Annotated in this window: 23 protein-coding genes; 13 read left to right on the top strand and 10 right to left on the bottom strand. The window is 44.8% G+C overall.

Features of this window, described 5'->3' with window-relative positions; genetic code table 11:
- A partial coding sequence (locus tag QT998_RS26520) for a GNAT family N-acetyltransferase (RefSeq protein ID WP_333118734.1) occupies positions 1-588 on the top strand: 588 nt, incomplete at its 5' end.
- A gap of 203 nt (positions 589-791) precedes the next feature.
- Entirely contained in the window at positions 792-1136 is a 345-nt protein-coding gene (locus tag QT998_RS26515) for an anthrone oxygenase family protein (RefSeq protein ID WP_333118737.1), read from the top strand.
- Positions 1137-1234: 98 nt separating this feature from the next.
- On the opposite strand, the gene QT998_RS26510 is transcribed toward QT998_RS26515, so the two are convergent.
- Positions 1235-1429: a hypothetical protein gene (locus tag QT998_RS26510; RefSeq protein ID WP_333092538.1), complete on the bottom strand. Its 195-nt coding sequence runs from the start codon at positions 1427-1429 to the stop codon at positions 1235-1237.
- A 32-nt stretch (positions 1430-1461) separates the two neighbouring features.
- Between QT998_RS26510 and QT998_RS26505 the strand changes: the two genes are divergently transcribed.
- Both QT998_RS26505 and QT998_RS26500 read left to right on the top strand, forming a co-directional pair.
- The gene (locus tag QT998_RS26505) at positions 1462-3036 is read left to right on the top strand and encodes an NAD(P)H-quinone oxidoreductase subunit N (RefSeq protein WP_333092539.1); all 1575 of its coding nucleotides are present in this window, start codon (positions 1462-1464) and stop codon (positions 3034-3036) included.
- Between the two features lie 590 nt (positions 3037-3626).
- Positions 3627-3992, top strand: coding sequence for a GNAT family N-acetyltransferase (locus QT998_RS26500; protein ID WP_333118740.1), 366 nt, complete (start codon positions 3627-3629; stop codon positions 3990-3992).
- 177 nt (positions 3993-4169) lie between these two features.
- On the opposite strand, the gene QT998_RS26495 is transcribed toward QT998_RS26500, so the two are convergent.
- Positions 4170-4520, bottom strand: coding sequence for a Spx/MgsR family RNA polymerase-binding regulatory protein (locus QT998_RS26495; protein WP_333092541.1), 351 nt, complete (start codon positions 4518-4520; stop codon positions 4170-4172).
- A 308-nt stretch (positions 4521-4828) separates the two neighbouring features.
- Positions 4829-5272 carry a DUF4332 domain-containing protein gene (locus tag QT998_RS26490; RefSeq protein WP_333092542.1) on the bottom strand — a complete coding sequence of 148 codons (444 nt, stop codon included), beginning with the start codon at positions 5270-5272 and terminating at the stop codon, positions 4829-4831.
- Positions 5273-5329: 57 nt separating this feature from the next.
- Here QT998_RS26490 and QT998_RS26485 point away from each other — a divergent pair, with 57 nt between their 5' ends.
- From QT998_RS26485 to QT998_RS26460, 6 genes are all read left to right on the top strand, one after another.
- Positions 5330-5542 (top strand): hypothetical protein, encoded by a 213-nt coding sequence (locus QT998_RS26485; protein ID WP_333092543.1) that lies wholly within the window; start codon positions 5330-5332, stop codon positions 5540-5542.
- Between the two features lie 128 nt (positions 5543-5670).
- A complete protein-coding gene (locus QT998_RS26480; protein ID WP_333118743.1) occupies positions 5671-7059 on the top strand; it encodes an aminopeptidase P family protein in 1389 nt (462 codons plus the stop codon).
- Between the two features lie 185 nt (positions 7060-7244).
- Entirely contained in the window at positions 7245-8810 is a 1566-nt protein-coding gene (locus tag QT998_RS26475; protein WP_442922004.1) for an adenylate/guanylate cyclase domain-containing protein, read from the top strand.
- A 358-nt stretch (positions 8811-9168) separates the two neighbouring features.
- Positions 9169-10152, top strand: coding sequence for a GntR family transcriptional regulator (locus QT998_RS26470; protein ID WP_333092546.1), 984 nt, complete (start codon positions 9169-9171; stop codon positions 10150-10152).
- A 281-nt stretch (positions 10153-10433) separates the two neighbouring features.
- Complete coding sequence (locus QT998_RS26465; RefSeq protein WP_333092547.1) at positions 10434-11108, top strand: nitroreductase family protein; 675 nt, start codon at positions 10434-10436, stop codon at positions 11106-11108.
- 205 nt (positions 11109-11313) lie between these two features.
- Entirely contained in the window at positions 11314-13203 is a 1890-nt protein-coding gene (locus QT998_RS26460) for a hypothetical protein (RefSeq protein WP_333118751.1), read from the top strand.
- Positions 13204-13321: 118 nt separating this feature from the next.
- Here QT998_RS26460 and QT998_RS26455 read toward each other — a convergent pair whose 3' ends face one another.
- Both QT998_RS26455 and QT998_RS26450 read right to left on the bottom strand, forming a co-directional pair.
- Positions 13322-13942: a Uma2 family endonuclease gene (locus QT998_RS26455; protein ID WP_333118753.1), complete on the bottom strand. Its 621-nt coding sequence runs from the start codon at positions 13940-13942 to the stop codon at positions 13322-13324.
- A gap of 283 nt (positions 13943-14225) precedes the next feature.
- Entirely contained in the window at positions 14226-15002 is a 777-nt protein-coding gene (locus tag QT998_RS26450) for an ABC transporter permease (protein ID WP_333118755.1), read from the bottom strand.
- 127 nt (positions 15003-15129) lie between these two features.
- On the opposite strand from QT998_RS26450, the gene QT998_RS26445 reads away from it, so the two are divergent.
- From QT998_RS26445 to QT998_RS26435, 3 genes are all read left to right on the top strand, one after another.
- Complete coding sequence (locus QT998_RS26445; RefSeq protein WP_333118756.1) at positions 15130-16278, top strand: DegT/DnrJ/EryC1/StrS family aminotransferase; 1149 nt, start codon at positions 15130-15132, stop codon at positions 16276-16278.
- A 955-nt stretch (positions 16279-17233) separates the two neighbouring features.
- Positions 17234-18910, top strand: a complete 1677-nt coding sequence (locus QT998_RS26440; RefSeq protein ID WP_333092555.1) for an ABC1 kinase family protein — start codon at positions 17234-17236, stop codon at positions 18908-18910.
- 433 nt (positions 18911-19343) lie between these two features.
- Positions 19344-19685 (top strand): hypothetical protein, encoded by a 342-nt coding sequence (locus tag QT998_RS26435; protein ID WP_228042488.1) that lies wholly within the window; start codon positions 19344-19346, stop codon positions 19683-19685.
- A gap of 101 nt (positions 19686-19786) precedes the next feature.
- On the opposite strand, the gene QT998_RS26430 is transcribed toward QT998_RS26435, so the two are convergent.
- The 5 genes from QT998_RS26430 to QT998_RS26410 all read right to left on the bottom strand — a co-directional run bounded on the left by QT998_RS26430 (position 19787) and on the right by QT998_RS26410 (position 25219).
- The gene (locus QT998_RS26430; RefSeq protein ID WP_333092558.1) at positions 19787-20815 is read right to left on the bottom strand and encodes an Npun_R2821/Npun_R2822 family protein; all 1029 of its coding nucleotides are present in this window, start codon (positions 20813-20815) and stop codon (positions 19787-19789) included.
- Between the two features lie 157 nt (positions 20816-20972).
- On the bottom strand, positions 20973-21851 hold the full coding sequence (locus tag QT998_RS26425) for an Npun_R2821/Npun_R2822 family protein (protein ID WP_333092564.1): 879 nt from the start codon (positions 21849-21851) through the stop codon (positions 20973-20975).
- 75 nt (positions 21852-21926) lie between these two features.
- Positions 21927-22904, bottom strand: a complete 978-nt coding sequence (locus QT998_RS26420; RefSeq protein WP_333118758.1) for an Npun_R2821/Npun_R2822 family protein — start codon at positions 22902-22904, stop codon at positions 21927-21929.
- 79 nt (positions 22905-22983) lie between these two features.
- Complete coding sequence (locus QT998_RS26415) at positions 22984-23931, bottom strand: glycosyltransferase family 10 domain-containing protein (RefSeq protein WP_333118760.1); 948 nt, start codon at positions 23929-23931, stop codon at positions 22984-22986.
- A gap of 91 nt (positions 23932-24022) precedes the next feature.
- On the bottom strand, positions 24023-25219 hold the full coding sequence (locus QT998_RS26410) for a glycosyltransferase family 4 protein (RefSeq protein WP_333118762.1): 1197 nt from the start codon (positions 25217-25219) through the stop codon (positions 24023-24025).
- Positions 25220-25867 lie beyond the last annotated feature (648 nt).

Below are 25867 nucleotides of genomic sequence, written 5' to 3'. Positions count from 1 at the left end.
TTTAGTGACGAGTATGTCTCTGGTAAATATAAAGCCGTCCTAGAAGGACGGGGTTTTCGACCCAATTTTCTGATAAATTTACGCCCCGCTACCCCTGCAGATTTAAATTTATTGCGACGCTGGGACGAGCAACCTCACATAATTGTCTCAGATCCGAACGATGATTGGGGTTGGGAGATAGAACTCGATCGCACTCCCGACTGGAGGGAGCAATTGATTGCTCAAATCGACAATCGCCCGATCGGATTTATCCAAATTATCGATCCGGCACTTGAGGAGAGTCACTACTGGGGTGATGATGTTGCTGCGAATCTCCGCGCTATTGACATCTGGATCGGAGAGGAGAAAGAATTGAGCAAAGGCTACGGAACACAAATGATGCAGCTTGCACTTAATCGATGTTTCGCCGACTCTGCTGTGACGGCTGTAACGATCGATCCGCTTGCGAACAATACCCGCGCCCACCGTTTCTACGAACGTTTTGGTTTCCAATTTGTGGAACCGCGACGGTTTGGCGACGATGACTGCTTTGTTTACCGCCTCAACCGAGCAGATTGGGAGAATCAAAGGGCGATCGCACCGCAGTAAAGACAGTTAGCTCAATAACTTGCTCTGGTACAGAAGCATCGCACGAGAAAAGAGGCTTTATGACAATTCCTCACCAGTCGCTTTTGATATTGAAACTTTTCGCGGTACTGGGCTGTGGCCTGATAGCCGGAGTCTTTTTCGCCTTCTCAACCTTCGTGATGAACGCCCTTGGCCGACTCCCGCCGGCGCAGGGGATTGCGGCCATGCAATCGATCAATATTGCAGTCATCAATCCATTGTTTATGACGGCGCTTTTTGGAACGGCTGCGGCTTGCATTTTTCTGGCTTTCTCCTCATTCAAATGGCCTCAAACAGGTGCTATCTATTTGCTGATCGGTAGCTTGTTGTATCTCGTCGGTACGGTGGGAGTGACGATCGCCTGTAATGTACCGCTGAACGATGCGCTGGCAAAAGTCGATCCAGGCAGTGCTGAGGGCGCGAGGCTGTGGGCCAGCTACCTTGTTAACTGGACAATCTGGAATCACATTCGATCGGCAGCAGCGCTAGCGGCATCAGCAGTCTTGGCGATCGCCCTCCGTTACCCTTGAAAAAGCGACAGTCAGCCCGTTGCAGGTTGCATACCTTTCGTCCTTTCTGTTCAGAGTCGATCGCCAATCAATCCTAAACGCCTTACGTTGCCTCGGTGTCAAGGGGTGAAGGAAAAAAAATTTGCCCGATCGGCCGCAATGGCGATTTTTCCGCAGTGCGATCGCTTTTGTGGCAGACTCCCCGCCGACTCAACAGCAACAAACACCCGCCCAACTAAGCTGGCAAAGCTGTAATCCGCTACAATCGGTGTTTGGTAAAGAATTTTTACGAATTCGCTGCCCTTTACAGCCATTTCGGCTTGTACTAACCAACCTGCGTGAAAATATGGATTTTGCTACTCTTGCCGCCCAGCTAAATGCTGGAACTATCTTGCCGGAGGGAATTATCATCGTCACCCTCCTGGTGGTTCTCGTAGGCGATTTAATCGTAGGCCGCAGTTCCTCTAGTTGGACTCCCTACGTGGCCGTTGCGGGTTTGCTAGCCGCCGTTGCTGCTTTGTGTTTGCAGTGGGACAACGTTAATACGATCTCGTTTCTGGGCGGTTTTAACAGCGATGCCTTGAGTTTGGTATTTCGCGGAATTATCGCTTTGACGACGGCTGTCACTATTTTGATATCCGTCCGCTACGTACTGCAAACGGGTACTGCTTTAGCGGAATTTATCTGCATTTTGCTCAGCGCTACTTTGGGGGGAATGTTCCTTTCCGGCGCTAATGAATTGGTGATGATTTTTATTTCGTTGGAAACTCTGAGTATCTCGTCTTATTTGCTGACGGGTTACACAAAACGCGACCCGCGTTCCAATGAAGCTGCTTTGAAATATTTGTTAATTGGTGCATCTTCTTCGGCGGTGTTTCTCTACGGTATTTCGCTGCTGTACGGGTTGTCTGGTGGCCAAACTACGCTAAATGCGATCGCGGCCAACCTTTCTACTGTTAATGACGGTCAATCTCTCGGTTTGGTAATTGCTTTGGTTTTTGCGATCGCCGGAATCGCCTTCAAAATCTCCGCAGTTCCCTTTCACCAATGGACACCGGACGTTTATGAAGGTTCGCCCACACCAGTTGTCGCCTTCCTTTCTGTCGGTTCCAAAGCCGCCGGTTTTGCCCTAGCAATCCGCTTGTTAACAACAGCTTTCCCCGCACTTACGCCGCAGTGGCAATTCATATTCACAGCCTTAGCCATACTCAGCATGGTGTTGGGCAATGTAGTTGCCCTCGCCCAGACTAGCATGAAGCGGCTTTTGGCTTATTCGTCGATCGCCCAAGCCGGTTTTGTAATGATTGGTTTGATTGCAGGAACCGAAGCCGGTTACTCCAGCATGATATTTTATCTGTTGATCTACCTGTTTATGAACCTAGGCGCATTCGCCTGCATCATCCTCTTCTCCCTGCGGACAGGAACCGACCAAATCAGCGAATACTCAGGCTTGTATCAAAAAGACCCGCTGCTAACTTTAGCATTAAGTATTTGCCTGCTTTCTCTCGGCGGAATTCCCCCCCTAGCAGGATTCTTCGGCAAAATCTATCTGTTCTGGGCAGGCTGGCAAGCTGGACTTTACGGCTTAGTTATCCTGGGATTAATTACCAGCGTAATTTCGATTTACTACTACATCCGCGTCGTCAAAATGATGGTAGTAAAAGAACCTCAAGAGATGTCGGATGCGGTTAAAAACTATCCCGAAGTTCGCTGGAACCTTCAGGGAATGCGGCCTTTGCAAGTCAGCGTCGTACTTACCTTGGTTGCGACAACGTTGGCTGGAATTTTGTCTAATCCTTTGTTTAACTTAGCAAACGATTCTGTCACAAAAACTCCCATGTTGCAATCGGCAATTAATCAGGTTGTACCGACTTATGCTGTGAAAGTTGAATCAAATCTCTTGTCTCGTAACAGCGATTAATTATAGCGCAATACGGTTCACTTAACATATTTGTGCCCCCGAGATTTATTGCTGCATCCCCCGGATAGTCGGGGGACGCAAGAGGGCATTCTTGTCCCCCTTTTTAAGGGGGTTATATCAAATCCTTTCTTCATCGGAATAGTAAATTAACTGTTGATTGTTGACTGTTGACTGTTAACTGTTGACTGTTGACTGTTAACAGTTAAATCATGTATGAGTGCAACCGGAATTGATATGAGGGGGAATCTATCTTCAGTGAACCGTATTGAATTATAGCGGGATTTTCAAGAGTGGAAAGCGCCTAACTTTTTCAAGTTGGGCATTTTTTTGATTTGTGCCAATTTCTACGCCTGTTTTGTCGGCTTATAGCAATTTTATAAAGTAGCGCTACATATCACCATCTCCCAACCTCATCGATGCTTTGGGGGCGCTAGGAGGGGAACATCTGGTATTTTGCAAAAAGCATTTTTTTTATTATATTGCTGTAAGGACTTGCCTATTGTATAACTTGTGAGTTATTACGCACTATAATGCAAAGCAAGATGCTCGCGGCTAAGACTTCATCCATAGCACATCTTTAGAACAATGGTATGATCGATAATATTGCTAAGTATCGAATTGTCGAGACTTTGACGGAAAAGCAGGTTTCTGACTTGATGGATTTGTACAAAAACGAGTTTTGGTGCGACAAGCGGAGGCGGGAGGATGTGGTGAAAATGCTCGCCGCTACTGATGTTATCATTGGTCTGGTCGATGAGGGCGATAGGCTAATTGGCATTACCCGCGTCATCACCGATTTTGTGTACAGGGCGATGGTTTTTGATGTGATTGTCAAGCCGACACACAGAAACACGGGATTGGGCGCGGTGTTGATGGATGCAGTTTTCAATCATCCCGAATTGCAAGCCGTGGAGAGTTTTTCTCTTAATTGTTTGCCTAAAATGATACCATTTTAGGAGCGCTGGGGTTTCACGGACGACCTGGGAGAGATTAAGTAGTAAGACACAATTAATTACACAAAACTCTGGGCTACAAGCCTTGTCTAGTAAAGAATCAGCAAAAAATCAGTGTGTAATTAATTCTGTCCAATTACTTAAGTTTATGCGGCGCAAAAACAGCTAAATTAAGCTCATTTAATGCCCAAGTTTTTCTCTAATTACATCTTCTTTAAAACCTACTAAAACAGCAGTTCCATCTTTCACAAACAGCGGACGTTTCAGCAGCATCGCATCCTTAGCAAAAGCTTCCACCCATTCTTCACCAGTCCAGTCTTTCTTGTCGTCGCCCAAAGCACGATAAGATTGACCGGAGGTATTTCGCATTGGTTTAAAGCCTAAAGTTGTCACCCATTTTTCAATTGTTTCGCGAGTTGGTGGCTGTTCTTTTGTGTTAATGAACTCGTAATTGATGCTGTTATCTTTGAGCCACTGCAAAGCTTTTTTGCAGGTTCCGCAGTTTGGAATTCCGTAAACTTGAATTGACATATATTAAGAAGGAAGAGGGAAGAAGGAAGAAGGAAGAGGGAAGAAGGAAGAAGGAAGAGGGAAGAGGGAAGAGGGAAGATTGGCAGCGGATTATGTAACGGATTTAACGGATAGAAGAAGTCAGAAGGCTTTGGTGATATAGCAGGGAAGCAATATAACAGCTTATTTTTTTAGTAATTAAGAACGTCTTAAACGTCTTGGGGGTTTCTATAAAACTAACAACTGTCAACTGCTTTCCTGCCAACTGCTTTCCTGTCAACTGCCAACTGCTTTCCTGCTTTCCTGTCAACTGCTTTCCTGTCAACTAACTAATGACTCTTGACTAATTTAGCTTGTTGAATCCATTGTTGCACGCGATCGACCGAAGGAGTCAAATCATTGCGCTGCATTGTCGCTACGTGCAGTCTCAGGATTTGTTGGTGCAACCTCTCCACGGGCATTTGAGCTAATTGAGCGGCAGAAGCAACGCCGGCGTGCAGCAACAGCCCGCAATACTCACAGCCGACACTGGGAATCCGAGCCAGCTCTGCCATCGCTACCCATTTATTAACTGATAGAATGTTAATGTGTAATTGATGTGCTAATAATGCTTTCGCAGCCGGTGTTTTCGTCATCCGAATTAATTGCGCGGTTGTGGTGATGCCGCATTGTTCTAGTTGAGACTGGTTTTCATTGCTCAATCCCGGCAAGTGTTCGATCGGCCAATCCCGTATTTGTACGGAATTTTTAGGAGCTTTGTGAGGAATTTTCATCTTATTTTCAGGGAATTTACTTATACTTTAAAGTCGAAAATATCAAGCCGTCAATAGATGCGATCGCTCTTGTTACAACATCTACAAAAACCCGATCGACTAATTTGGTCGATCGCCCTGTTGCTACAGGGAATGTTAATTACTTGCCGCGCAACACTTTCAGCCTTTGTGGCCTTGCTGTCTGGCAAGATTTGTTCTCAACAAATTTCCGTCTGTGGCGATCGCAAATGCGATCGAAAACACTGCGAACAAGATGATAGCAAGAAATAATATAAAGATTAGACTTTTTTCCAAATGACTGCTAAGTTTGAAGTCAAGACTTTATTTATTTTAAGAGCTAGAATTAAAGGACTGAAGTCCTTACTACCAACAAAAATCAAAATAATCTGCTGTTAGCCATGACCATTACCAAGACTGATGATATGTTAAAAGATATTTTACACCAACGGCGGCAAAAACTTGCCAGTTTAATTAATTTTCCGGTAATTCTTTGGTCTGGGCGCAGTATTCCTCGCAATTATCCGGCGCTGACTTTTCCTTTTCGCGCCAGCAGTCACTTTCTATATTTTGCAGGTTTGCAGTTAGAAAATGCTGCCATTCGCTTAGAATCTGGCAAATTAGAATTGTTCTTAGATGATGCAGATCCTAGCAGCACTCTTTGGCATGGAGAAATGCCGAAACGTGCAGAAATTGCTGAATTAATTGGGGCTGATGCTGCTTTCCCCATGACTGAATTAAAAGCGCGTTCCACAAATGCCGCCACGATCGCCCTTCAGGATAGCTTGACTCTGTTGCAACAGTCACAAATTCTCGATCGCCCCCTTGCACCGTCCAAATCGCCAACCGGCATCGATCTAGAATTAACTCAGGCAGTCATATCGCTGCGCCTGAGCCACGATGCAGCCAGTTTGGTCGAATTGCGTCAAGCTGCTGCTGTCACCGTAGCAGCACACAAAGCGGGCATGGCGGCCACAGGAAATGCTCGAATTGAAGCCGGGGTGCGCGCTGCAATGGAAAGTGTCATCATCTCGGAAAACATGACCTATGCCTATCCCAGTATCGTCACGGTACAGGGCGAAGTTCTGCACAGCGAACACTATCACAATCCGCTACAAACAGGAGATTTGCTGCTAGCAGATGTCGGTGCCGAATCGTCAATGGGATGGGCGGCAGATGTGACTCGCACTTGGCCTGTTTCGGGCAAGTTTTCGCCAACTCAAAGAGCAATTTATGATGTGGTTTTGGCAGCGCACGATGCTTGTATTGATAAAATTAGTCCGGGGGTGGAATATCAAGATATTCACCTGTTAGCTGCTCGAATTATGGCGGCAGGATTGGTGGATTTGGGTATTTTGCAGGGGAATGTTGAAGATTTGGTAGAAATGGATGCTCACGCGCTGTTTTTTGTGCACGGCATCGGGCATTTAATCGGCTTGGATGTTCACGATATGGAAGATTTGGGCGATTTGGCTAGCTATGCAGCAGGAAGAGCGAGAAGCAGTCGGTTTGGGTTGGGTTTTTTGCGGCTGAATCGTGTTTTGCGATCGGGAATGCTGGTATCGATCGAACCTGGTTTTTATCAAGTGCCGGCAATTTTGAATAACTCTGAAAATCGCGCCAAATATAAAGAATTTGTAAATTGGGACGAGTTGGAAAAATTCGCGGACGTCCGGGGCATACGCATTGAAGATGATATACTTGTTACCGAAGAGGGTAGAGAAGTATTAACAGGGAAATTACCAGCGAAAGCTCAGGAAATTGAGGAGTTAGTTGCGGTAAGTATGTAGGGATAGATCGCAAAGCGGGCGATCGTCCACAGTTCCAACAGGCTATAAAAAAATAAAGTAAGATGAACAAAGCTTGGCAAACAGGTATTTTGATGTTGGTTGAAAAACTAGCAGCGCAAGTCCAAAAATTTGCATCGCGGAGACTTGGGCGGATTTTTCGCAACCGTATATCCTCGCCGCCGCCGATGCAAGTTGCACCTTTGCCCAGCAACGAAGAAGAGAGACTAAAAGCACTTCACCGCTACCAGATTCTCGATACAGATGCCGACGAAGCTTTTGATGACTTAACAGCTTTAGCATCCTACATTTGCGGCACTCCTATTGCTTTAGTCAGCTTAATAGACGCTAACCGACAGTGGTTTAAATCAAAAGTCGGTTTGGACGCCTCAGAAACTCCTAGAGAGTTAGCATTTTGCGCTCACGCTATTTTAAATCCCAATGAATTGTTAGTTATACCCAATGCTCTAGAAGACGATCGCTTTGCGGGGAATCCGTTAGTAACTGCCAATCCCAATATTCGGTTTTATGCTGGAGCGCCGCTAGTAACTTCTGATGGTTTCCCGATCGGCACTTTGTGCGCGATAGATACAATTCCGCGCCAGCTCACTCCAGAACAATTAGAAGCGCTGCGGACGTTAGGAAGGCAAATTATTAACCAAATGGAGTTGCGAATTAATTATGCTAAATTAAAGCGCGCCCAGAGCCGGGAAAAACAAGTTGAAGCAAAACTCCGGTCTACTGACGAGCAAATTGTCAATTTTTTAGAAGGAATGAGCGATGCTTTTTTTGCTCTAGATCTCCAGTGGCGGTTTACTTACGTCAATTACAAAGCCTCGCAATTTTTGCAGCGCGTACCGGAAGAACTTTTTGGTAAAACTTTTTGGGAAGAGTTTCCCGATTTAATAAGTTCGGTATTTTATGAAGAGTGTCATCAAGCTGTAGCCAAACAAGTGGGAGTGAATTTTGAAAAATATTATCGTCCCTTAAAATTGTGGTTGGAAGTCCGGGCTTTTCCCAGTCATGACGGCATTTCTGTATTTTTTCACGACATCACTAAGCGCAAGCAGATGCAATCGGCACTCAGGAAACAACAGAAAAAAACAGAGGATTTACTGCTAAATATTTTGCCAGAACCGATCGCCGACAGGTTGAAGTACAAACCGGGAGTGATTGCAGACAAGTTTGAAAAAGCAACAATTCTTTTTGCTGACTTGGTGAATTTTACCCAAATTTCTACCACTATGCCCGCCACTCAATTAGTATACTTGCTGAATGAAATTTTCTCGATTTTCGACCAACTCAGCGAGAAGCACGGGTTAGAGAAAATCAAAACGATCGGGGACGCTTACATGATAGCGGGCGGTATTCCGATTGAACGCCCAGACCACGCAGAGGCGATCGCCGAAATGGCACTGGATATGCTAGTAGCAATTCAGGAATTAAATGTGAAGCTAGAGGCTAATTTTGAGATCCGCATCGGGATTAATAGCGGCCCGGTGGTGGCGGGGGTAATCGGCACTAAAAAATTCATTTACGATTTGTGGGGAAATGCGGTAAATACAGCCAGCCGCATGGAATCTCACGGCATACCGGGCCGCATTCAAGTCAGCCACTATACTTATAACTTGCTGCACGATAAATATGAATTTGAAGACCGGGGTGAGATCGAGATTAAAGGTAAAGGAAAAATGCAGACTTATTTCCTGACGGGCAGGAAAACAGCAAGGGAGATGAAAATAGTCGGAGATTAAATGTAGTGAAGTATGGTGCGTCAGCAGCGTAAAATTTTCGCTAAAAAATCACAATTTCGCGACTGATGCAGGCCCGGAATGAATGGTGCGTCAGTTGTGAGATTGGGAGTGTCCAATTGAGAATTATCTTGTCTGACGCACCCTACTGCTAACACTTGAAAGTACCTGATTGTTGAGGGGAATTGGGGATGCTTGGCTGGCGATCGCCTCTTAAGCCCGATCGCCAGCCAAGCAAAACAACAGTAACAGTTGTCAACAAATCAGATTATGCTATACACACGCAGAGAACTCCAAGCAATCCCAGGCGCGGTACTCGACGTTATAAAAATACTAAGTTGAAGTCCTCGGAGCCTTTAATATGGTTCAATTTCATATTCAAACAGATAGCGAGATCCCTGCATCCACACAACTATTCAATCAAATTAGGTTTGCGATCGCCTCGCGCCAGTTTCCGCCCGGACACCGCTTGCCGAGCACCAGACAACTAGCCATGCAGACTGGTTTGCACCGCAACACCATCAGCAAAGTCTACCGACAGCTCGAAAATACCGGACTTGTAGAGGCCCAAGCCGGATCGGGGATTTACGTCCGTGCTCAAGGCCACGAAGGCGGCAGTAAACTCAAATCCCCGATCCTCAATGAATACCCGCTTGCTAACCGAATAGTGCAAGAAAGTATGGATCAACTGCTGGGACAGGGCTGTACGCTCAACCAAGCCAGGGAATTATTTCTGGCCGAAATTGACTGGCGGCTCAGGTGCAGCGCCCGAGTCGTCGTCACAGCCCCCGCAGAAGACATTGGCGTGGGCGAGCTGATGGCGAAAGAACTCGAACAAGCTTTGCGGATTCCTATACAGTTGGTGGCGATGGAAGAGTTGGCTACTTTTATCGATCAAATCTCTTCGGGAACTGTAATCACGAGTCGCTATTTTATCGGACAAGCAGAATCCATCGCAGCACCCCGTTCGGTGCGAGTCATTCCCGTAGACATCTACGACTACGGCCAGGAAATCCAGCTTGTGACGGGTTTGCCGAAAGACAGTTATTTGGGTTTAGTCAGCTTGAGCCCGGGAATGTTGCGATCGACTGAAGTGATCATCCACAGCATCCGGGGCGAGGATTTGCTGGTGATGACGGCTTTGCTGTCGGATGCCTATAAGATTAACTCGATCGTGCGATCGGCGAGAACAATTTTCTGCGACCAACCGAGCTTTGCTACAGTAAAAGCGGCTATTAACGCTGCCCGAGAGGATATTATTCGTCCCCCGCAACTGATATGCTCTGAAAATTACATCGGCTCTAAGTCAATTAATTTGCTCAAGCGCGAGTTGGGTTTGGGGTAAGTCAGTTGGCAGTTGGCAGTTGGCAGTTGTTAGTTGTTAGTTGGCAGTTGGCAGTTGGCAGTTGTTATTGGTTAGTTGGCAGTTGTTAGTTGTTATTGGTTAGTTGTTATTAGCCAACAGTCAACAGCCAACAGCCAACAGTCAACAGTCATTAGTTAATTCCCATTCCCATTCCCAATGACAACTAACAACTAACTACTGACTACTAACTACTGACTACTAACTACTAACTACTGACTACTGCCCAATGCCCAATGCCCAATTACCAATTAGAATTATCCATGACTATTGAAATCCAACCCTCAATTAATGTTAAAACTGCGATCGAAAGCCGACGGGCCGCGCGCAGTTTCAAGCCCGATCGAATTCCCCCAGCTATATTGGCAGAAATTTTGCGCTTGGGAGTGCGATCGCCCTCCGGTTACAACTTGCAGCCTTGGCGGTTTATCGTACTTGAAGACCAAGCCAGCAAAGAAAAATTAAAAACTTGCGCCTTCGACCAGCGCCAAGTGGTAGAAGCCCCAATCGTGTTAATCTGTTGTGGCGATCGGCGCGCCGCCGAGCCCGAAAACACCGAAGCCGTCATCGAATTGGGCAAAGCCGCAGGTGCAATGAATGACAATTTAGCCGGTTATATGCGCCAAGCAATCCCGCAATTATTCGAGAACCGTCCCTGTTTCGACTCTGTAGAAACTTGGACAAACAGACATACAATGCTCGCAGTAGCTCACTTAATGATTGCAGCTAAAAGCTTTGGAGTAGATAGTTGTCCGATGGAAGGTTTTGTCAGCGCTAAGGTGAAAGAAGCTTTTGAAATTCCAGAACAAGTAGATGTTTGTTGTTTGCTACCGCTTGGTTATGCAGCAGAACCTTTCAAACAATACGGTGGGCGTTTTGATGTGACTCAAGTTTATTACAGCGAAACCTATGGAAAAGAGTTGCAACTTGAGACTTAAGAGTTAAGATTTGAGAGTAGAGATTTGAGAGTTGAGATTTGAAGGAGTCGGTACAAGTTCAAACAAATCGGAACTACCGACAATTTCGCAATTTCACAATCCGAAATCGCAATCTAAAATCTTAACTCTCAAATCTAAAACTTGTTCTGAGCAAAGTCGAAGAATCTAAAATCGCCAGTGGTGAGAGCAGAAAGAGGAACAAAGTATGACAGTAGCAGCACGACAAAGCAAGGCACAAATTCTAGAAGTCAAGTTGCAGAAGCACTTACAAGCAGCCGGATTAAAAAAATTACCGCTTTATATCAGTTGCGATTTTAGAGATGACTCTTTAACGGTTGTCGGAGAACACCCGCGAAGTGTAGTTATCAAAGCAAAACCGACTTTTACGGTGCTAGAAGCGGCTATTCTAGAAATAGAACCAGAATCTATTGAACAGATTGGACTTTGCCTAAAAATTACCGGACAAAAACAGCCCTATGCTTTCCATTCTTTTACTATGCACAACCCTGTTTTGTCAAGACCCAGAACAGTGGAAGTGCGAAAGAAAGTCGAGGAAATACCCGCAGTAGAAACGGGGATTGTGCTAGCAACAAATGCGGCAGAGACGGCGGATGCAGCGGAGGAAATGCTGTTAGAAACAGATATTAAAGAGCAGGGAGATGATGAAGATTTTCCTGATTTGTCTGAGAGTTCCAACAATTCCGAGCCGATCGCCTTTAAGGTAGCTACAATTCCGGGAGATTTTGCAGAAAATCCCTTCAATTCGCTAGATATGGAAGCGGTAACAGTTTCTCAAACACCCAAGCATTCACCGTGGGTGCTGCTGGCGGCGGCAGGAATTGTCAGCTTGGCGGCGATAATTTTGGCAGGGGGTTATTACCTGTTGAGCCGCCCCTGTGTCATGGGAGAATGCCCTGCACTAGCTAATGCTAAACAGTTGAGCGACAATTCGATCAGGACGCTGAAAACTTCAAAGGTTGCTAACAGCCCCGAAGAAGCGCAGGAACAGTTAAAAGGGGCGATCGCCCTTTTGGAACCGATTCCAGCTTGGTCAATTCATCGCGGCGAAGCTCAAACCGCCCTGGAAAAATACCGCCAGCAAAGTCAGAATGTAAACTCTGCGATCGATGGCGCGCGCCTCGCGGAGTCAGCAGCCAGGAAAACCGGAAATCCTCCTTATTCTGCCGAGAATTGGCAGGAAGCGCAAGCTCTGTGGCAAAGCGCGATCGCCCAACTCGGAGAAATCCCCCAAGACAGCCCTGTTTATCCCTACGCTCAGAAAAAAGCCAAGGAATATCGGAAGAATTTAGCCACAGGAAACAAGGAATTAGGAACAGAAAAACAAGCCCAAAAAACCTTGATCGAAGCCAAAAATACGGCCCAAATAGCAGAAGCTCGCGAAGCAGTAGCTCAGACAGCCGAAAGTTGGATTCAAGTGCAAGCTGGTTGGGAAAAAGCCCTGGATATAATATCAGAAATTCCCAGCAATACGCAATCTTACCAACAAGGTAAATTGCTAGTTCCGAGATACGAAACGAAGCTTTCCCAAGCTCGCGAGCGCAAAAATGTTGAAGGAATTTCGGAAAACGGCTACACTCAAGCAGTGAGTTTAGCAGCGGAAGCGATGATTTTTGAGGGGAAAAATGAATGGTTTAAGGCATCGGAATACTGGCGGAGAGCTTTGAGTTATGCCGAGCAAGTTCCGGCGGCCACTGCTTATTCCCAGAAAGCCAAACCACTGATTGATTCCTACACAAAATCCTTGGAGCAAGCAGAAGTAAAGTTGAAGGAAGAAAGGAATCTGCAAAAAGCGCGGGCGGATTTAGATAAAACTTGCAAAGGTAAGCCGAAGATTTGCGACTATACTGTTAGCAAAGATTTGATTGCGGTGCAGATGACTTCCGATTACGTACAGAAACTGCAACAAACTTTCATCCAAGCGGAAAACAAGAAGGCTCTGAAGACTCGTCAAGCTGTGGAAAAGCACGTTGAAACGTTGCAAAAAGCTTTGGAGGCGATCGCCGAAAACGCCAAAATTCCGATGCAGGTGTACAATGGCGAAGGCAAGCGGATTGCGAGTCACGAACCGAAGTAGCCCGGATTTGAACATATTGTAGGGTTATATCAATTCCGGTTGCACTCAGGGGGAATTGTTGACTGTTGACTGTTGACTGTTGACTGTTAACTGTTGACTGGATTTGATTATTCCTGAGTTACTCCGCAATCAATCCAGCTTGAAAAACTTGTTGTGCCGTTAATTTAAACTCGGGAAAAGTTGGAGACTCAATCCGATCGCTTCCCCGAAACAAACTCACCTCATATTCGCCGTCAACCAACCGATAAACCGATATCGTTGGTTGTTTGGGATTGCCAATAAACCGGAGGCCGCCCAAACCGAGATAATCCACAATCCAGTATTCAGGAATCCCGATTAGTTCGTATTCGCCTACTTTTTTGATGTAGTCATCTTGCCAGTTGGTACTAACTACTTCAACAACAAGCGGAATTGAGGCTCCTTGAGTCACAGTTGAAAACTTTTGCCACAGAGGTTCTGATGCTAAATTTGGGCGATTTAAGATCGGAATGTCCGGCGAATAAGCTGATTGGTTTTCCAGTGGTTTAACTAATGCTTGTTTGGGGATGAAGTACGGCAGGTTTAGGCGATCGAATTCCACGGTCAATTTTTTTGCTAAAAAACCGATAACTTCTTCATGTTCTCCTAATGGCTGTGACATTTCAACAATCTCTCCATTGTGCAGTTCATAACGTGCATTTTCTGGCTTCCATTCCGCAAATTCTTCAAAAGTTAGCGTTTTAGTTGCTATTTGAATCATGGCTATTTCTCCTGAATTATGGCCGGGCGGGCTAGAAGCCCACCCCACAAAATAAACTCACTCTTTGTGGAACTGCATCTTGCCTGTTAGATAAAATAAGGGCAAATGCAAGTTCCTACCCATATTATATTCCCAATGCCCAATGACCTGTTTGGCCAATTCCCAATTCCCAATGCCAAATACCCAATGACCTGTTTGGCCAATGACCTGTTTGACCAATTCCCAATACCCTGCGCGGGCCAATTCCCTGTTTGGTCAATGCCCAATGCCCAATTCCCAATTATCATTTTATCAACTGTGCATCTTGATTAAAAAAACTGCGGGACAATCCCTCAGTCAACAACAGAGTTGCGATTAAAGTTGCCAGCGCTAACACCAACATAATCAAAATTTGGTAAGATGCTGCATCTATCGGGCTGACACCGCTGAGCATTTGACCTGTCATCATTCCCGGCAATGTCACAATTCCTACGACGGTCATTGTATTTAATGTGGGGATTAATCCCGCTTTGATGGCATCTTTGCGGTACTGTTTTACTGCTTGCTGCGGTGTGGAACCTAAACTTAAATGGGTTTCTATTTCTAACTGGCTGCTGTTAACTGTACTGACAAGTCTTTCACCGGCGATCGCCCCAGAGTTCATCGCATTGCCCAAAATCATCCCCGCTAGGGGAATCAAATACTGCGGTTCGTACCAGGGGTCAGGTTGCAAAATTAGCAAGTTTGTATAGCCCAAAGTCAAGGCCGTGCTAATCAAAATCGAACCCGATACTAACGGTAGTAAGTGCTTGATTTTTTTGCTGATGCGGTTGCTAGCCACCGTGCTAGCTGTTGTCAGCATGATTGCTAAAACTGCTAAAACCACCCAAGGATTTTTTCCCTCCGGGGCAAATACGACGGCCAGCACGTAGCCGACTAGGATTAGCTGGATCAGGGTGCGGCCCGCCGCGATCGCGATCGCCCCCTCCAATCCCAATCCCTGCCACGCCGAAAGCCCGATCGCGATCGCCACCATCCCCAAAGCCCAACCCAAATCAGTAAACTCTAGCTGAATTAACATCGGCGCTCTCTTTCGATCGAGTGATTGTTTGCCCCTCCAACTATAAAATATTTGAAGAAACGTTTCTCAAAAACAGTTTTGCTGCAAGAATTTGCTGTGATAATGGTTGAAATTTTTGGTGTGAAGAGTGAATAAAGTTCCCCCCCTCGACTTAAGCCAGCAGTACGCCCAGATCGGCGAGGAAATAACCGCTGCGGTGCAAAAAGTGCTCGCCTCTGGCGGCTACATAGGCGGCCCCGCCGTGAAAAGTTTTGAACTAGAATTCGCCGACTACACCGGCGTTTCCGACTGCGTTGGCTGCAACTCGGGCACGGATGCGCTGATTTTGGCCTTGCGAGCTCTCAAAATTGGCCCTGGCGATGAAGTGATTACCACTCCTTTTACTTTTTTTGCTTCGGCTGAGACAATTAGCGCCGTCGGTGCAACTCCGGTATTTGTCGATATTGACAGCGAGACTTTTAATTTGGATGTCGAACTCCTCGAAGCGGCAATTACCGAAAAAACCAAGGCAATTATGCCCGTGCACATCTTCGGTCAACCCACAGACATGACTCGGTTGATGGAAATTGCCACCAAGCATAACTTAGCCGTAATTGAAGATTGCGCCCAGTCTGTCGGGGCCCTGTGGCAGTCTCAAAAAGTCGGCAGCATCGGCCATGTCGGCTGTTTCAGCTTTTATCCGACCAAAAACTTAGGCGCTTGCGGTGACGGCGGCGCGGTGACGACAAACGATGCAGCCCTCGCAGCTTCCATGAGAATGCTCAAAGAACACGGACAGTCTTCTAGGTATTTCTACGAAGAAATCGGCTACAACAGCCGTTTAGATGCCCTGCAAGCGGTGATTCTCAGCATTAAATTGCGGTATCTCGACAGTTGGAATGCCCAGCGGCGCGAAAAAGCAGCCGTTTATAACGAATTTCTTTCCCGCGTGCCCGGAGTTGCTGTCCCCAAGGAATTGCCAGCAGCTCAGGGAGTTTGGAATCAATACACAATTCGGCTGACAAGTCAAGAAGACCGGCCAAACTCCTCTGGCAATTTCCGGGACTCGGTGCGGGATCGGTTGCAGGAATCCGGCATCGGTTCGATGGTTTACTATCCGTTACCCTTGCACCTGCAACCTGTTTACAAATCTTTGGGCTATCACGTCGGTGATTTACCTGTGGCAGAGCAAGTTTGTCGCGAAGTCTTGTCTTTGCCGATGTTTCCCGAACTTTCGAGGGATCAACAAGAGCGGGCGATTTATGGACTCAAAGATTGTTTGGCACATAGCCGGTAGCATCCGGTAGCTTTGGCCCGATCGCCCGATCGACAGAAACGCCCCAAAATATAGAAATTGCAGGGTTGCAGTGCCGTACTGGTGCAGCGGTCAGAGAAATATATTAAGTATTTTGACCGATCGCTTGTACTTTTATCAAAATTAATGGGTTTAAAACCCCGTCCTTGTAGGACGGCTTTGTGCTAGAATGTATATACCGAGAGCAAACAACGGATATCTTGAGAGTAAAATTCAGGCCGGGGCCGGGGCCTCCAAACGATATAAACTGGTTTGTATTTGTACCGATGGATGGTCGGGAAAGGAAACTGTCTGGGCAATCAGAGCGTCGGGGATATGTGGGTAACTACAGATCCAGATAGTGGGTGAAAAACCGCAAGGAAACAACCAGAAAATCTAAATCGTGAGGTTTAGAAGCTTTGCCCTTTTAGGGCGGAGTAATGTCACGTACTATCATTAATTAATGATAAAGAAACAAATTTAGGCTGGCAATCCGCCTAGAACGGGTGCATCTTCCGATCGCCTAAAATTGGCGATGCGATCGGTCAGTAGATTTTAGATTTTAGATTTTAGATTTACTTGCAACTCGGTAAATCACCGAAGCAGCAACTAAAGTCTCAAATTTTGGAATCGACTTTTTAGGGCGAGTCAACAATGGGAGCATCTCATTTTCGCACAAACGATGTTTTTTTACAGTGCGATCGTCCCCGCTGGCGTGCTTGACAAAGATCGCGAGCGGGGACGATCGCACTACTACAAATGCAAAAATGAGATGCTCCCGTCAACAATAGACAAGGAAGAAGAAACAAGGAAAAGGGAAAAAGGAAGAAGTCAAACGCAAACAAAATTTTAATTTTATAACTTTTAACTTCCCATCCCCGATGCCCGACGCCCGATGCCCGATTTCAAATTTTCAATTTAACCTGCCATTTTCATAAAATAAGAGGAAAATAAACGAGTGCCTCAGTATCAATTCACTCAGGCTAGACGCTACGATCCACAAGAGATCGCTAAGTATTACCGCAAACGTCCTTGGAAAGCAATTTGGCGAGCAATTACCGTTATTTGGTCTTTTGCAGGCTTCGTGCTGGGGATGCTGTGGGACAGTTGGCAGCACGAAGCCGCAGCACACCAGCCGGAACGCGCCACCCATCTACGACAAATACTCACTCGCTTGGGCCCCACTTTCATTAAAGTCGGCCAAGCCCTTTCTACCAGACCGGATTTGATCCGCAAAGACTTTCTCGAAGAATTGATCAAACTTCAGGATCAATTGCCACCCTTTGATTCGGTGCGCGCTTTCGAGATTATTGAAGCGGAACTCGATCGCCCCATTAGCGAAACCTACAGCGAAATCTCCCCCGAACCTGTCGCCGCCGCCAGTCTCGGTCAAGTATACAAAGCCCGTCTCATGACCGGAGAAGCAGTCGCCGTCAAAGTTCAGCGACCCAACTTGCTACCAATCTTGAGCCTCGACCTTTACTTAATGCGCTGGGCCGCTGGATGGTTAGCCCCCTTGCTGCCGCTCAATCTCGGCCACGACCTCTCTTTAATAGTCGATGAATTCGGCATTAAACTATTCGAGGAAATTGACTATATCAACGAAGGTCGCAACGCCGAAAAATTTGCCACAAATTTTGCCGACGACCCCACAGTAAAAGTTCCGAGTATCTACTGGCGCTATACTTCACCGTGCGTTCTCACCCTAGAATGGATTGACGGCATCAAACTGACAGACATCGCAAGCGTCAAAGCAGCAGGCTTGGACACCGATAGCTTAATTGAAGTCGGAGTCCGCAGCGGTTTGCGGCAGTTGCTAGAACACGGATTTTTTCACGCTGACCCCCATCCGGGAAATTTGTTTGCCTTAGCGGACGGCCGCATGGCTTACATCGATTTTGGGATGATGGATCAGATGGAAGAAACAACCAAAGAAAGCTTAGTTGATTCTGTCGTTCATTTAATCAACAAAGATTACTTACAGTTAGCCCAGGATTTTGTCAAACTCGGCTTTTTGACGCCAGACACAGACATTATGCCGATCGTCCCGGCCCTAGAATCTGTACTCGGCGATATAGTCGGCGAAAAGGTGTCAGATTTTAACTTCAAGACGATTACAGACCAGTTTTCGGAATTGATGTACGATTATCCTTTCCGAGTGCCCGCGAAATTTGCCTTAATCATTCGCTCTCTCGTGACAGAAGAAGGTTTAGCCCTGACGCTGAATCCCGATTTCAAGATAGTCGAGGTTGCCTATCCTTACGTAGCGCGCCGATTGTTAAACGGAGAATCTCCAGCATTGCGCCGTCGCCTGATTGAGGTATTATTCAAAGATGGCAAATTCCAGTGGAACAGATTAGAGGACATGATCGCGATCGCCAGATCCGATCGCAGTTTCGACCTGCTACCCACCGCCCAACTAGGCATACAATTCTTGCTGTCAGAAGAAGGATCGTTTTTGCGTCGCCAATTGATATTAGCTTTGATTGAAGACGATCGCCTCCACACAGCAGAAGTTAGCAGCCTTTGGAACCTAGTCAAAGAAGACTTGCAACCAAGTCGCCTGTTCAACGTTGCTCTAGACGCTTTAACAGAGCTTTCCACAGCAGGAACAGCCGCCCTAACTCGATTTTAGTCAGTAGTCATTAGTCAGTAGTCATTAGTCATTAGCGACTTGTGCTGAGCGAAGACGCTTTAACAGAGCTTTCCACAGCAGGAACAGCCGCCCTAACTCGATTTTAGTCAGTAGTCATTAGTCAGTAGTCATTAGTCATTAGCGACTTGTGCTGAGCGAAGCCGAAGCAAGTCGAATGGTGGTCATTAGTTATAAATCAAAAGACAACTACTAATGACCAGTTAACTTTTTTGACCACAAAAAAGTCCCGAATACGCAAATTTCAAAATGCAGAAAATAGAGGCGAAAATAATTTCCTTCTAACTACTAACTACTAACTACTAACTACTAACTACTAACTACTAACTACTGACTACTGACTACTGACAAATTTTCCATTACCAAAACTAAGGAATTATTCGTGTATTATTTTCCCGAACCTCCATATTTTTTAATGAGCGCTGGATTGCTAGCAGGTATGGCATCAGGCTTAGCTTTTGAAGCAACACTCAAACAAGCAGTGCAGCAGTGGTCAAAAAATCGCTCTACTCGTACTCTCGCTAACCTGCCAAGGTTGCAATTATCCATACCTTTCATCGGAATGGCCGGGGGAATTTGCGTATTTTTAGCTTCGGGAGTGGAGATTTTTGGCTTCCCAAAATTACTTTCTTATGCTCTAGCTTTACCTCTCACACTACTCACCGCGTGGTTGGTTTGGACTCAGCTAAACAAACTTTTAATCGAACTCGAACGCGGAGGTTCTCAAGCGCTCGATTTAGATTCATTTGAACAATAAACTTCTTAAACCGCAGACAAACGCGAATCACACAGATAAAAACCCATCAGCGTTTATCAGTGTTAATCTGCAAACATCTGCGGTTCAAAAAAACAATCAAACTAATCACCATCAATCCCAAAATTTCGCAACTTAAACATAATATTATTAATTTTTTTAACTACCCAACTTTTGAAATTTCTACCCAAACGAACCAACAAATTGGGAGGCGCGAGATTTGGGAGTTTTTCCGGCGAATTCAAATAGCGGTAGTGCAGAAACACCTCTCGGTAGGGAATCTCAATATCTTCCCCAGCACACAATCGAGTAAACTTGGCAGCCGAAATGCTCATGTAGTGCAAGTAAGTCAGCCGCCGTCCTTTGTCGTATAAAACATAATCTATCACATCAAATTTAGAAGACCAATGATTGCCCGTTACCCGTGCAGGTTGATGATACGCAAAGTTATAAAAAGAGATTTTGCTGCGGGCTACTAAATAGTTCAATAAAGATTGGTCAGATGCACTCAAACACATAATTTCCGCTTCTCCTGATGTTAAGTTGTCTAACAGTTGGACAGAATTTTCTCTATTAAATATTTCTTTTTTTGAAGCAAATAAACCTGTACAAAAAGTATGAGATGGCAGTTGGTCTATATTGAAAATATGTGGCAATTTATCTGATGATAAATCAAACACATAATTGAGGTCGGATTTGTACTGAAAATCGTTTGCTACCCAATCAAATTCATCAAGTTTGTGATAAATGTAATCCAGAGAACCCATTAACAGAGTGTCAGCGTCAAAATATACAAATTTGTCAAAAGGCCCGTCAAAACAGCATAATTTCCGATGCCTCGTCAAACAGTGAACTGGTTTCAAACCTTTAGCTTGCCAAACTTTTTGAGCTTTGGCGTGAGATGTCCAAGCTTGAGTTGCAAAGTCTTCCCAGAAATAAATTGAATCGGTGTTGTCAAAGAGGGTGACATTAGAACGAATTGCAATTTCTACTCGCACTTTTTTCAGCCTATCATCATAGGGAATAATACAAACGGGAATATCTTTTGCCCCATTGACTTCGAGACTGTTTAACAAAGCAACTAAGTGGTCGAAAACAACATCGTTTGCTAGAATATAAATGCCATCAGTCATAGTTTTTTAGTTAATAAGTAACCCAGCGCATATATATTTCTTTTTAGGTGCGGGCAAGATGCCCACACTACAAGAAATAAAATTTATAGATTGTGGAACAGGCAAGATGCCTGTTCTTCAAACCTTGTTGATAATGATACAACATATAATTTTCTCCTCACCTAGTTAAAACACGAAATAATTTTTGCACTAAATTTGGTTTTTCCTCTTCCTCATGAAGGTAACGATAATGTTTCCACAATTCCCAATAAGGACTACCCGATTTAATTGGTATCCCAGCCCAGTGCAGATATTTTAACTTTTTGCCTTTGTCATAAAGCAGGTAATCTATTTCCTGAAAATGTTTAGAACCAGCCCAGCTTCCTGGTTCTGCGGCTGAAGTTTTTACCAGATTGCAGCGCTTGGGAATTAACTTAAGAATCATGTAATTTAGTATAGGTTGGTCTGTGACATTTTGAGTAAAATCGAAATATTCTCGATGCTGCGCGCATTCTCGCAAAATATTGTACATTTGCGATTCGGTAATAGTTCCTTTTCTGGAAGCCCAAAAACCGCTGTTAAAGACATCTTGAAGCTGTGAGTCGGTAAATATATTCTGTTCTTTTATGACAGGTGAAAATACATTTCGCAGTTTCTCGCTGAGGTGGTGATAGTCGCAGCAAAAAAAGTCTACTTCTGAGAGTTTGTTTAAGTTGGCTGCGATGTCTTCAAAAACGATGATATCGGTATCGATGTACAAAAATTCGTCGAGGGGGCCAAACCAGGCGCAGAGTTTCCGCATTTTGTTGGGAAGGGCTAGAAAAGTGCGATCGAACGTTTGGCCAATTTCTCTGGTAAACTGTTCCACAAACTCCAGATTTGGGAACAATCGCACCTTGTAGAGGCTGCTGAGTGCGGCCGCGACTTGCTGATAATTGTCGTCAAACGGGATCAGAAAAATTGGTACTTGACAATTGTACAGACGTATGCTTGCGATAAGGGCGATCGCGCTTTCCATCACCCTATCATTAGCAACAATATAAATACCGCGACTCACATCAAATCCATTAACATCAGAATAACTCATCTCTCTTCTCTCTCAGCGTTCTCTGCGTCCTCTGCGGTTTAACAATCAAACATTTATCCTCAACCTTCTCAATACCCTGGTTAACAAATTCGACCGAGAAACCTCAGTATAAGACTTAGGCGCTTGGGTAAAAACCGGACGCTTTTCCGGTTCCCGGAGATAGCGGTAATGCAGAAACAAATCGCCATAGGGAAACTCAATATTTTCCCCCGCACAAACTCTCCGAATCAAATCCGGTGGCACGCCAATATAATGAATGTAAGTAAGTCGGTTTCCCTTGTCGTACAAAATATTATTATCGCGTTCTTCAAAATGTTGGGAAGTCACGCTGCACCCGGTTTTCTCCCCATCCGGGAGGCTACAAGCAAAATTATAGCTCTTCAGGCCCGTTTTCATCACCATATAATTGAGCAACGGCTGTTCTCCCGCACCTGCATAGAGAATTTCCGCCTCGCCCGATTGCAGTTGAGCTAACAGCCATTCCCTAGTATTTTGCTCAAACAATCCTTGCTTGCTGGCGTAAAATCCCGAACAAAATATTTCCGAATCAATCCGATTTTGCTCAAAAACTTCGAGCAGTTTTGGTGACTGAATATTGTATACTTTAGTTGGAAATAGAAATTGAAAATCATAAACCACAAAATCCGATTCCTCTAACTTCTGAAAAACCGCATCAAGGGAATTCATAACTAAAGTATCCGCATCCATATAGATAAACTTCTCAAACGGCCCGTCGAAAGCGCAAAAACGACGGTGTGCGCCGTAAAGCCGGAATTTTTGGCGATTCAAGCGCTCTGGTGCGGCTGCTTCCATGAATTTGTCCCATCGCTGAATTGAGGCGCTATCTTCATAAATAAAGACGTTGGGACGGTTAACAATTTCAGTTTTAATTTGCTCTATTTGGTCGTCGAAAGGATAAATACAGACAGGAGTATGGGAGCCTAAGATAACTTCAATACTGTTGAGCAAGGCAATTAGTTGGTCGTAAACTATGTCGTTGGCAAGCGTGCAAATTCCATTCATATCTATTAGTCCGCGTAGGCGGACTTTGTTGGTGTAGTTGCGGTTTCAACCGCCGAATTATCTGTCATTGCCCTATTTCCTAAGATACAAAATTAGACAGCCAATTCAGCAAGTTCAATTCGTGGAGAATGATTTGCCTCGCTTCCGCAATTTTCTCCCTCGCTTCATGCCAATAATCCGCATTAGCCACAACCTCTTTAATAAATTGTACTCCTTTTTCATCCAAACTCGGCAGCCGCAGAAAACTCCCCGCAGGCAACAACTTATCCGCCGAACCGCCGTAATAAATTGGCAAACACCAACCTAACAAAGCATCCCAAAGTTTTTCGCTGACATACAAATCGTTTTCAGCATAATTCTCAATAGCTAAGTTGTAATAGTACGGTGCGACGGCGTGCCATTTATTGTTAACAGTGCCGTTTCCCTGCGCCCAAGTTGGCAAGTTTCGCCCGTAAAGGTCAAAATCTAATTTTTGTTGTTGCAGCAATTTGATAAAATCTAATCGCTGTCGGTGGTTGGCGCTGCGGCTAACACCTGAAGTTATCCAAGAACATAATTTAGTTTTCGGCGGCGCAGGCATTTCATTCAGTTCTCGAAACGAGTTAGAGTGATACCAAATCGCGGGCATATAATCAGGTGTTGGTGCAAAATTATCGGGCCCAGAAACGTAACCGCAATAAATTTTTGCTTGTTCGTAGTTGGTTTTGGTAATTTCAATAACTTCTGGTAATGGCGGCTCTCTGATTAGATAAATAATCCGTTCTTGGGGAACGTTGCGTAATTTATATCGAATGTCATTTTCTGGTTTTAGGTGCCTGTAATTTCGTACTTTATCCATCCACGATGGCTGTTTTGGTTGTCGGGGAAAGTCGAATTGATACATGAGCAAAAAGTCTGGTTCTGGGTGGTTGGCAAGCATTTGAATATTTCCCCATTTACCGAAGTTGTGGGGAGTTTGTTGCCACAGCCAGTCGCTTTGACTCATCCCTGGGTATGTGGTGATTGTGCCGATGATTTTTGGGTTCATTGCTCTCTGAGTCCGCGTAGGCGGACTTTGTTTGTTTAGCCGCGGTTTCAACCGCCGGAGCTAGGAATAGCTAATTTAAAATTATACAAAACTAATTAATAAGTTGCGATCGCACTTCGTCATCCACATAACTCAAAATCCTCTCAATCCGATTTTCCCACGAAAATTGATTGACAAATTTCAATGTTTCTGCATAACCTTCCACCTGCCTCGGATACTTGGTCAAACAATCTCGAATGCTTTGTGCAAACTGCTGCGGGTTATCCGGTTCGCACCAAATTGCTGCAATATTTCCAGATTTAAATTCCATCAAAGATGCAATCTCCGTCGCTACGATCGCAGTACCCGACGCCATATAATCGAAGAACTTCAAAGGAGACGTGAAGGTCGCGGCTTCTGTCAAACAGTGAGGGTGAGTCAAAACATCCGCAGCTTGCAACAAGCTAGCCAGTTGATTTTGAGGCAGGTATCCGAGAAAATTAATGTTGTTAACTTGCTTCTCTTTAGCTAATTTCCGGTATGCTGTGACTTGGGATGAATCCCCACCGGCGATCGCAAATTGAACATCCGGCAATTCCTCGGCCACATCCACCAGCATATCGACACCTTTAAACGGGTAAAGTCCCCCCGCATAAACTGCTAAATGCTGCCTGTCACCTGCTAATAATTGCTGCCGCCAATTATCGGCTGCTGCTGCTTGTCTCGCGAGAAACAAATGGTTAAAACCGTTGTGCAGCGTAATTACTTTTTCTGGCAGCATCCCATTCTCAATCATGCTGTCTCGAACAGTATCTGCAACAGTTACAGCAATTTGAAATAGAGGATTGCTCACAATTTCTGGTGCAAATTTCTTGTCTTCATGGTGGTGCTGTTCGTAGATAGCGGGAATTCCGTTTTTAATAGCAGCTTTGACAAAGTTCCAGTCGCGGCTGTGGACGATTTTAGTTGATTTTAGCAGGTGAATTGGTAAATAATATTTACAAACTATGGTACTCGCATTCGTCCACTTGTTGTCCCAAAAATCGAGGTGAGGCACTGGCAAATCTGCTACTTTTAATTTTTCCTCAAGATTGTAGATTTTGGCAAGTTTGTCATCGGGTTTTCTCGGTTGAAAAGGAAAAAGTAAATCAACCGGGTTTGAAGCACTCAAGCCTTTGCGGAGGTATACCAAAACTGCTGGATAACCCAGATTTGCTGCAGCGTTGGCAGAGTGTGCAACTTGAACTAAGCTTGCTATATTGGGTTGCGGCAAGACATTTCTGGTAAAAAATACATAATATTTAGACATGGGAATTGTTGATTGTTGACTGTTGACTGTTGACTGTTAGCTGTTAGCTGTTGGCTGTTAGCTGTTAGCTAATAACTAAGTTTTTGTGGCATTTAAACTGTATGTCAAAAAAATAAAACTCTTGTGGGGTGGGCATCATGCCCGCCCTGAATATACAATAGGTCTCTTGCAAAATAATTTTATTCTATAATTAAACGTTTGACTTAAGTGGAGCAGATTGCAGGTTATCCACATTCCGTAGATGTGATTATCTTACGGGTAGTTTTCAAAAATCAAAGCCATCACACTTTTTTTAGTCTAACTCTTTTAACTTTAATTTATATTTTTTATGAGAATTAGTAGACAATATCTCAAGTGTATCCGCTCAATAAATCGGGGTAACAGTAAAAAAAGAAGGTTCACAATCTAGACACAGCATGGTATAATATGACATATCTTTAATCATAAAATCAAGAATGTAATAGTCTTTTTTAGCCACTAAAGTCACAATTAACCGTGGGTTTATACGACACTTACTACAGGAATCAAGAGCCAATAATTCAGAGCCTTTATATTTTTTTGAATTTCTTCAATCAATACTTCGGACAGTTTTTAAGCAGCAAGAGTACCATAGGATAGGACTGACGAGAGGTTAGGGTGATTTAAAAT

It is taken from the genome of Microcoleus sp. S1D4, assembly GCF_036700765.1.
Taxonomy (GTDB): domain Bacteria; phylum Cyanobacteriota; class Cyanobacteriia; order Cyanobacteriales; family Microcoleaceae; genus Microcoleus.
This window is presented reverse-complemented; position numbering and strand designations above follow the sequence as displayed.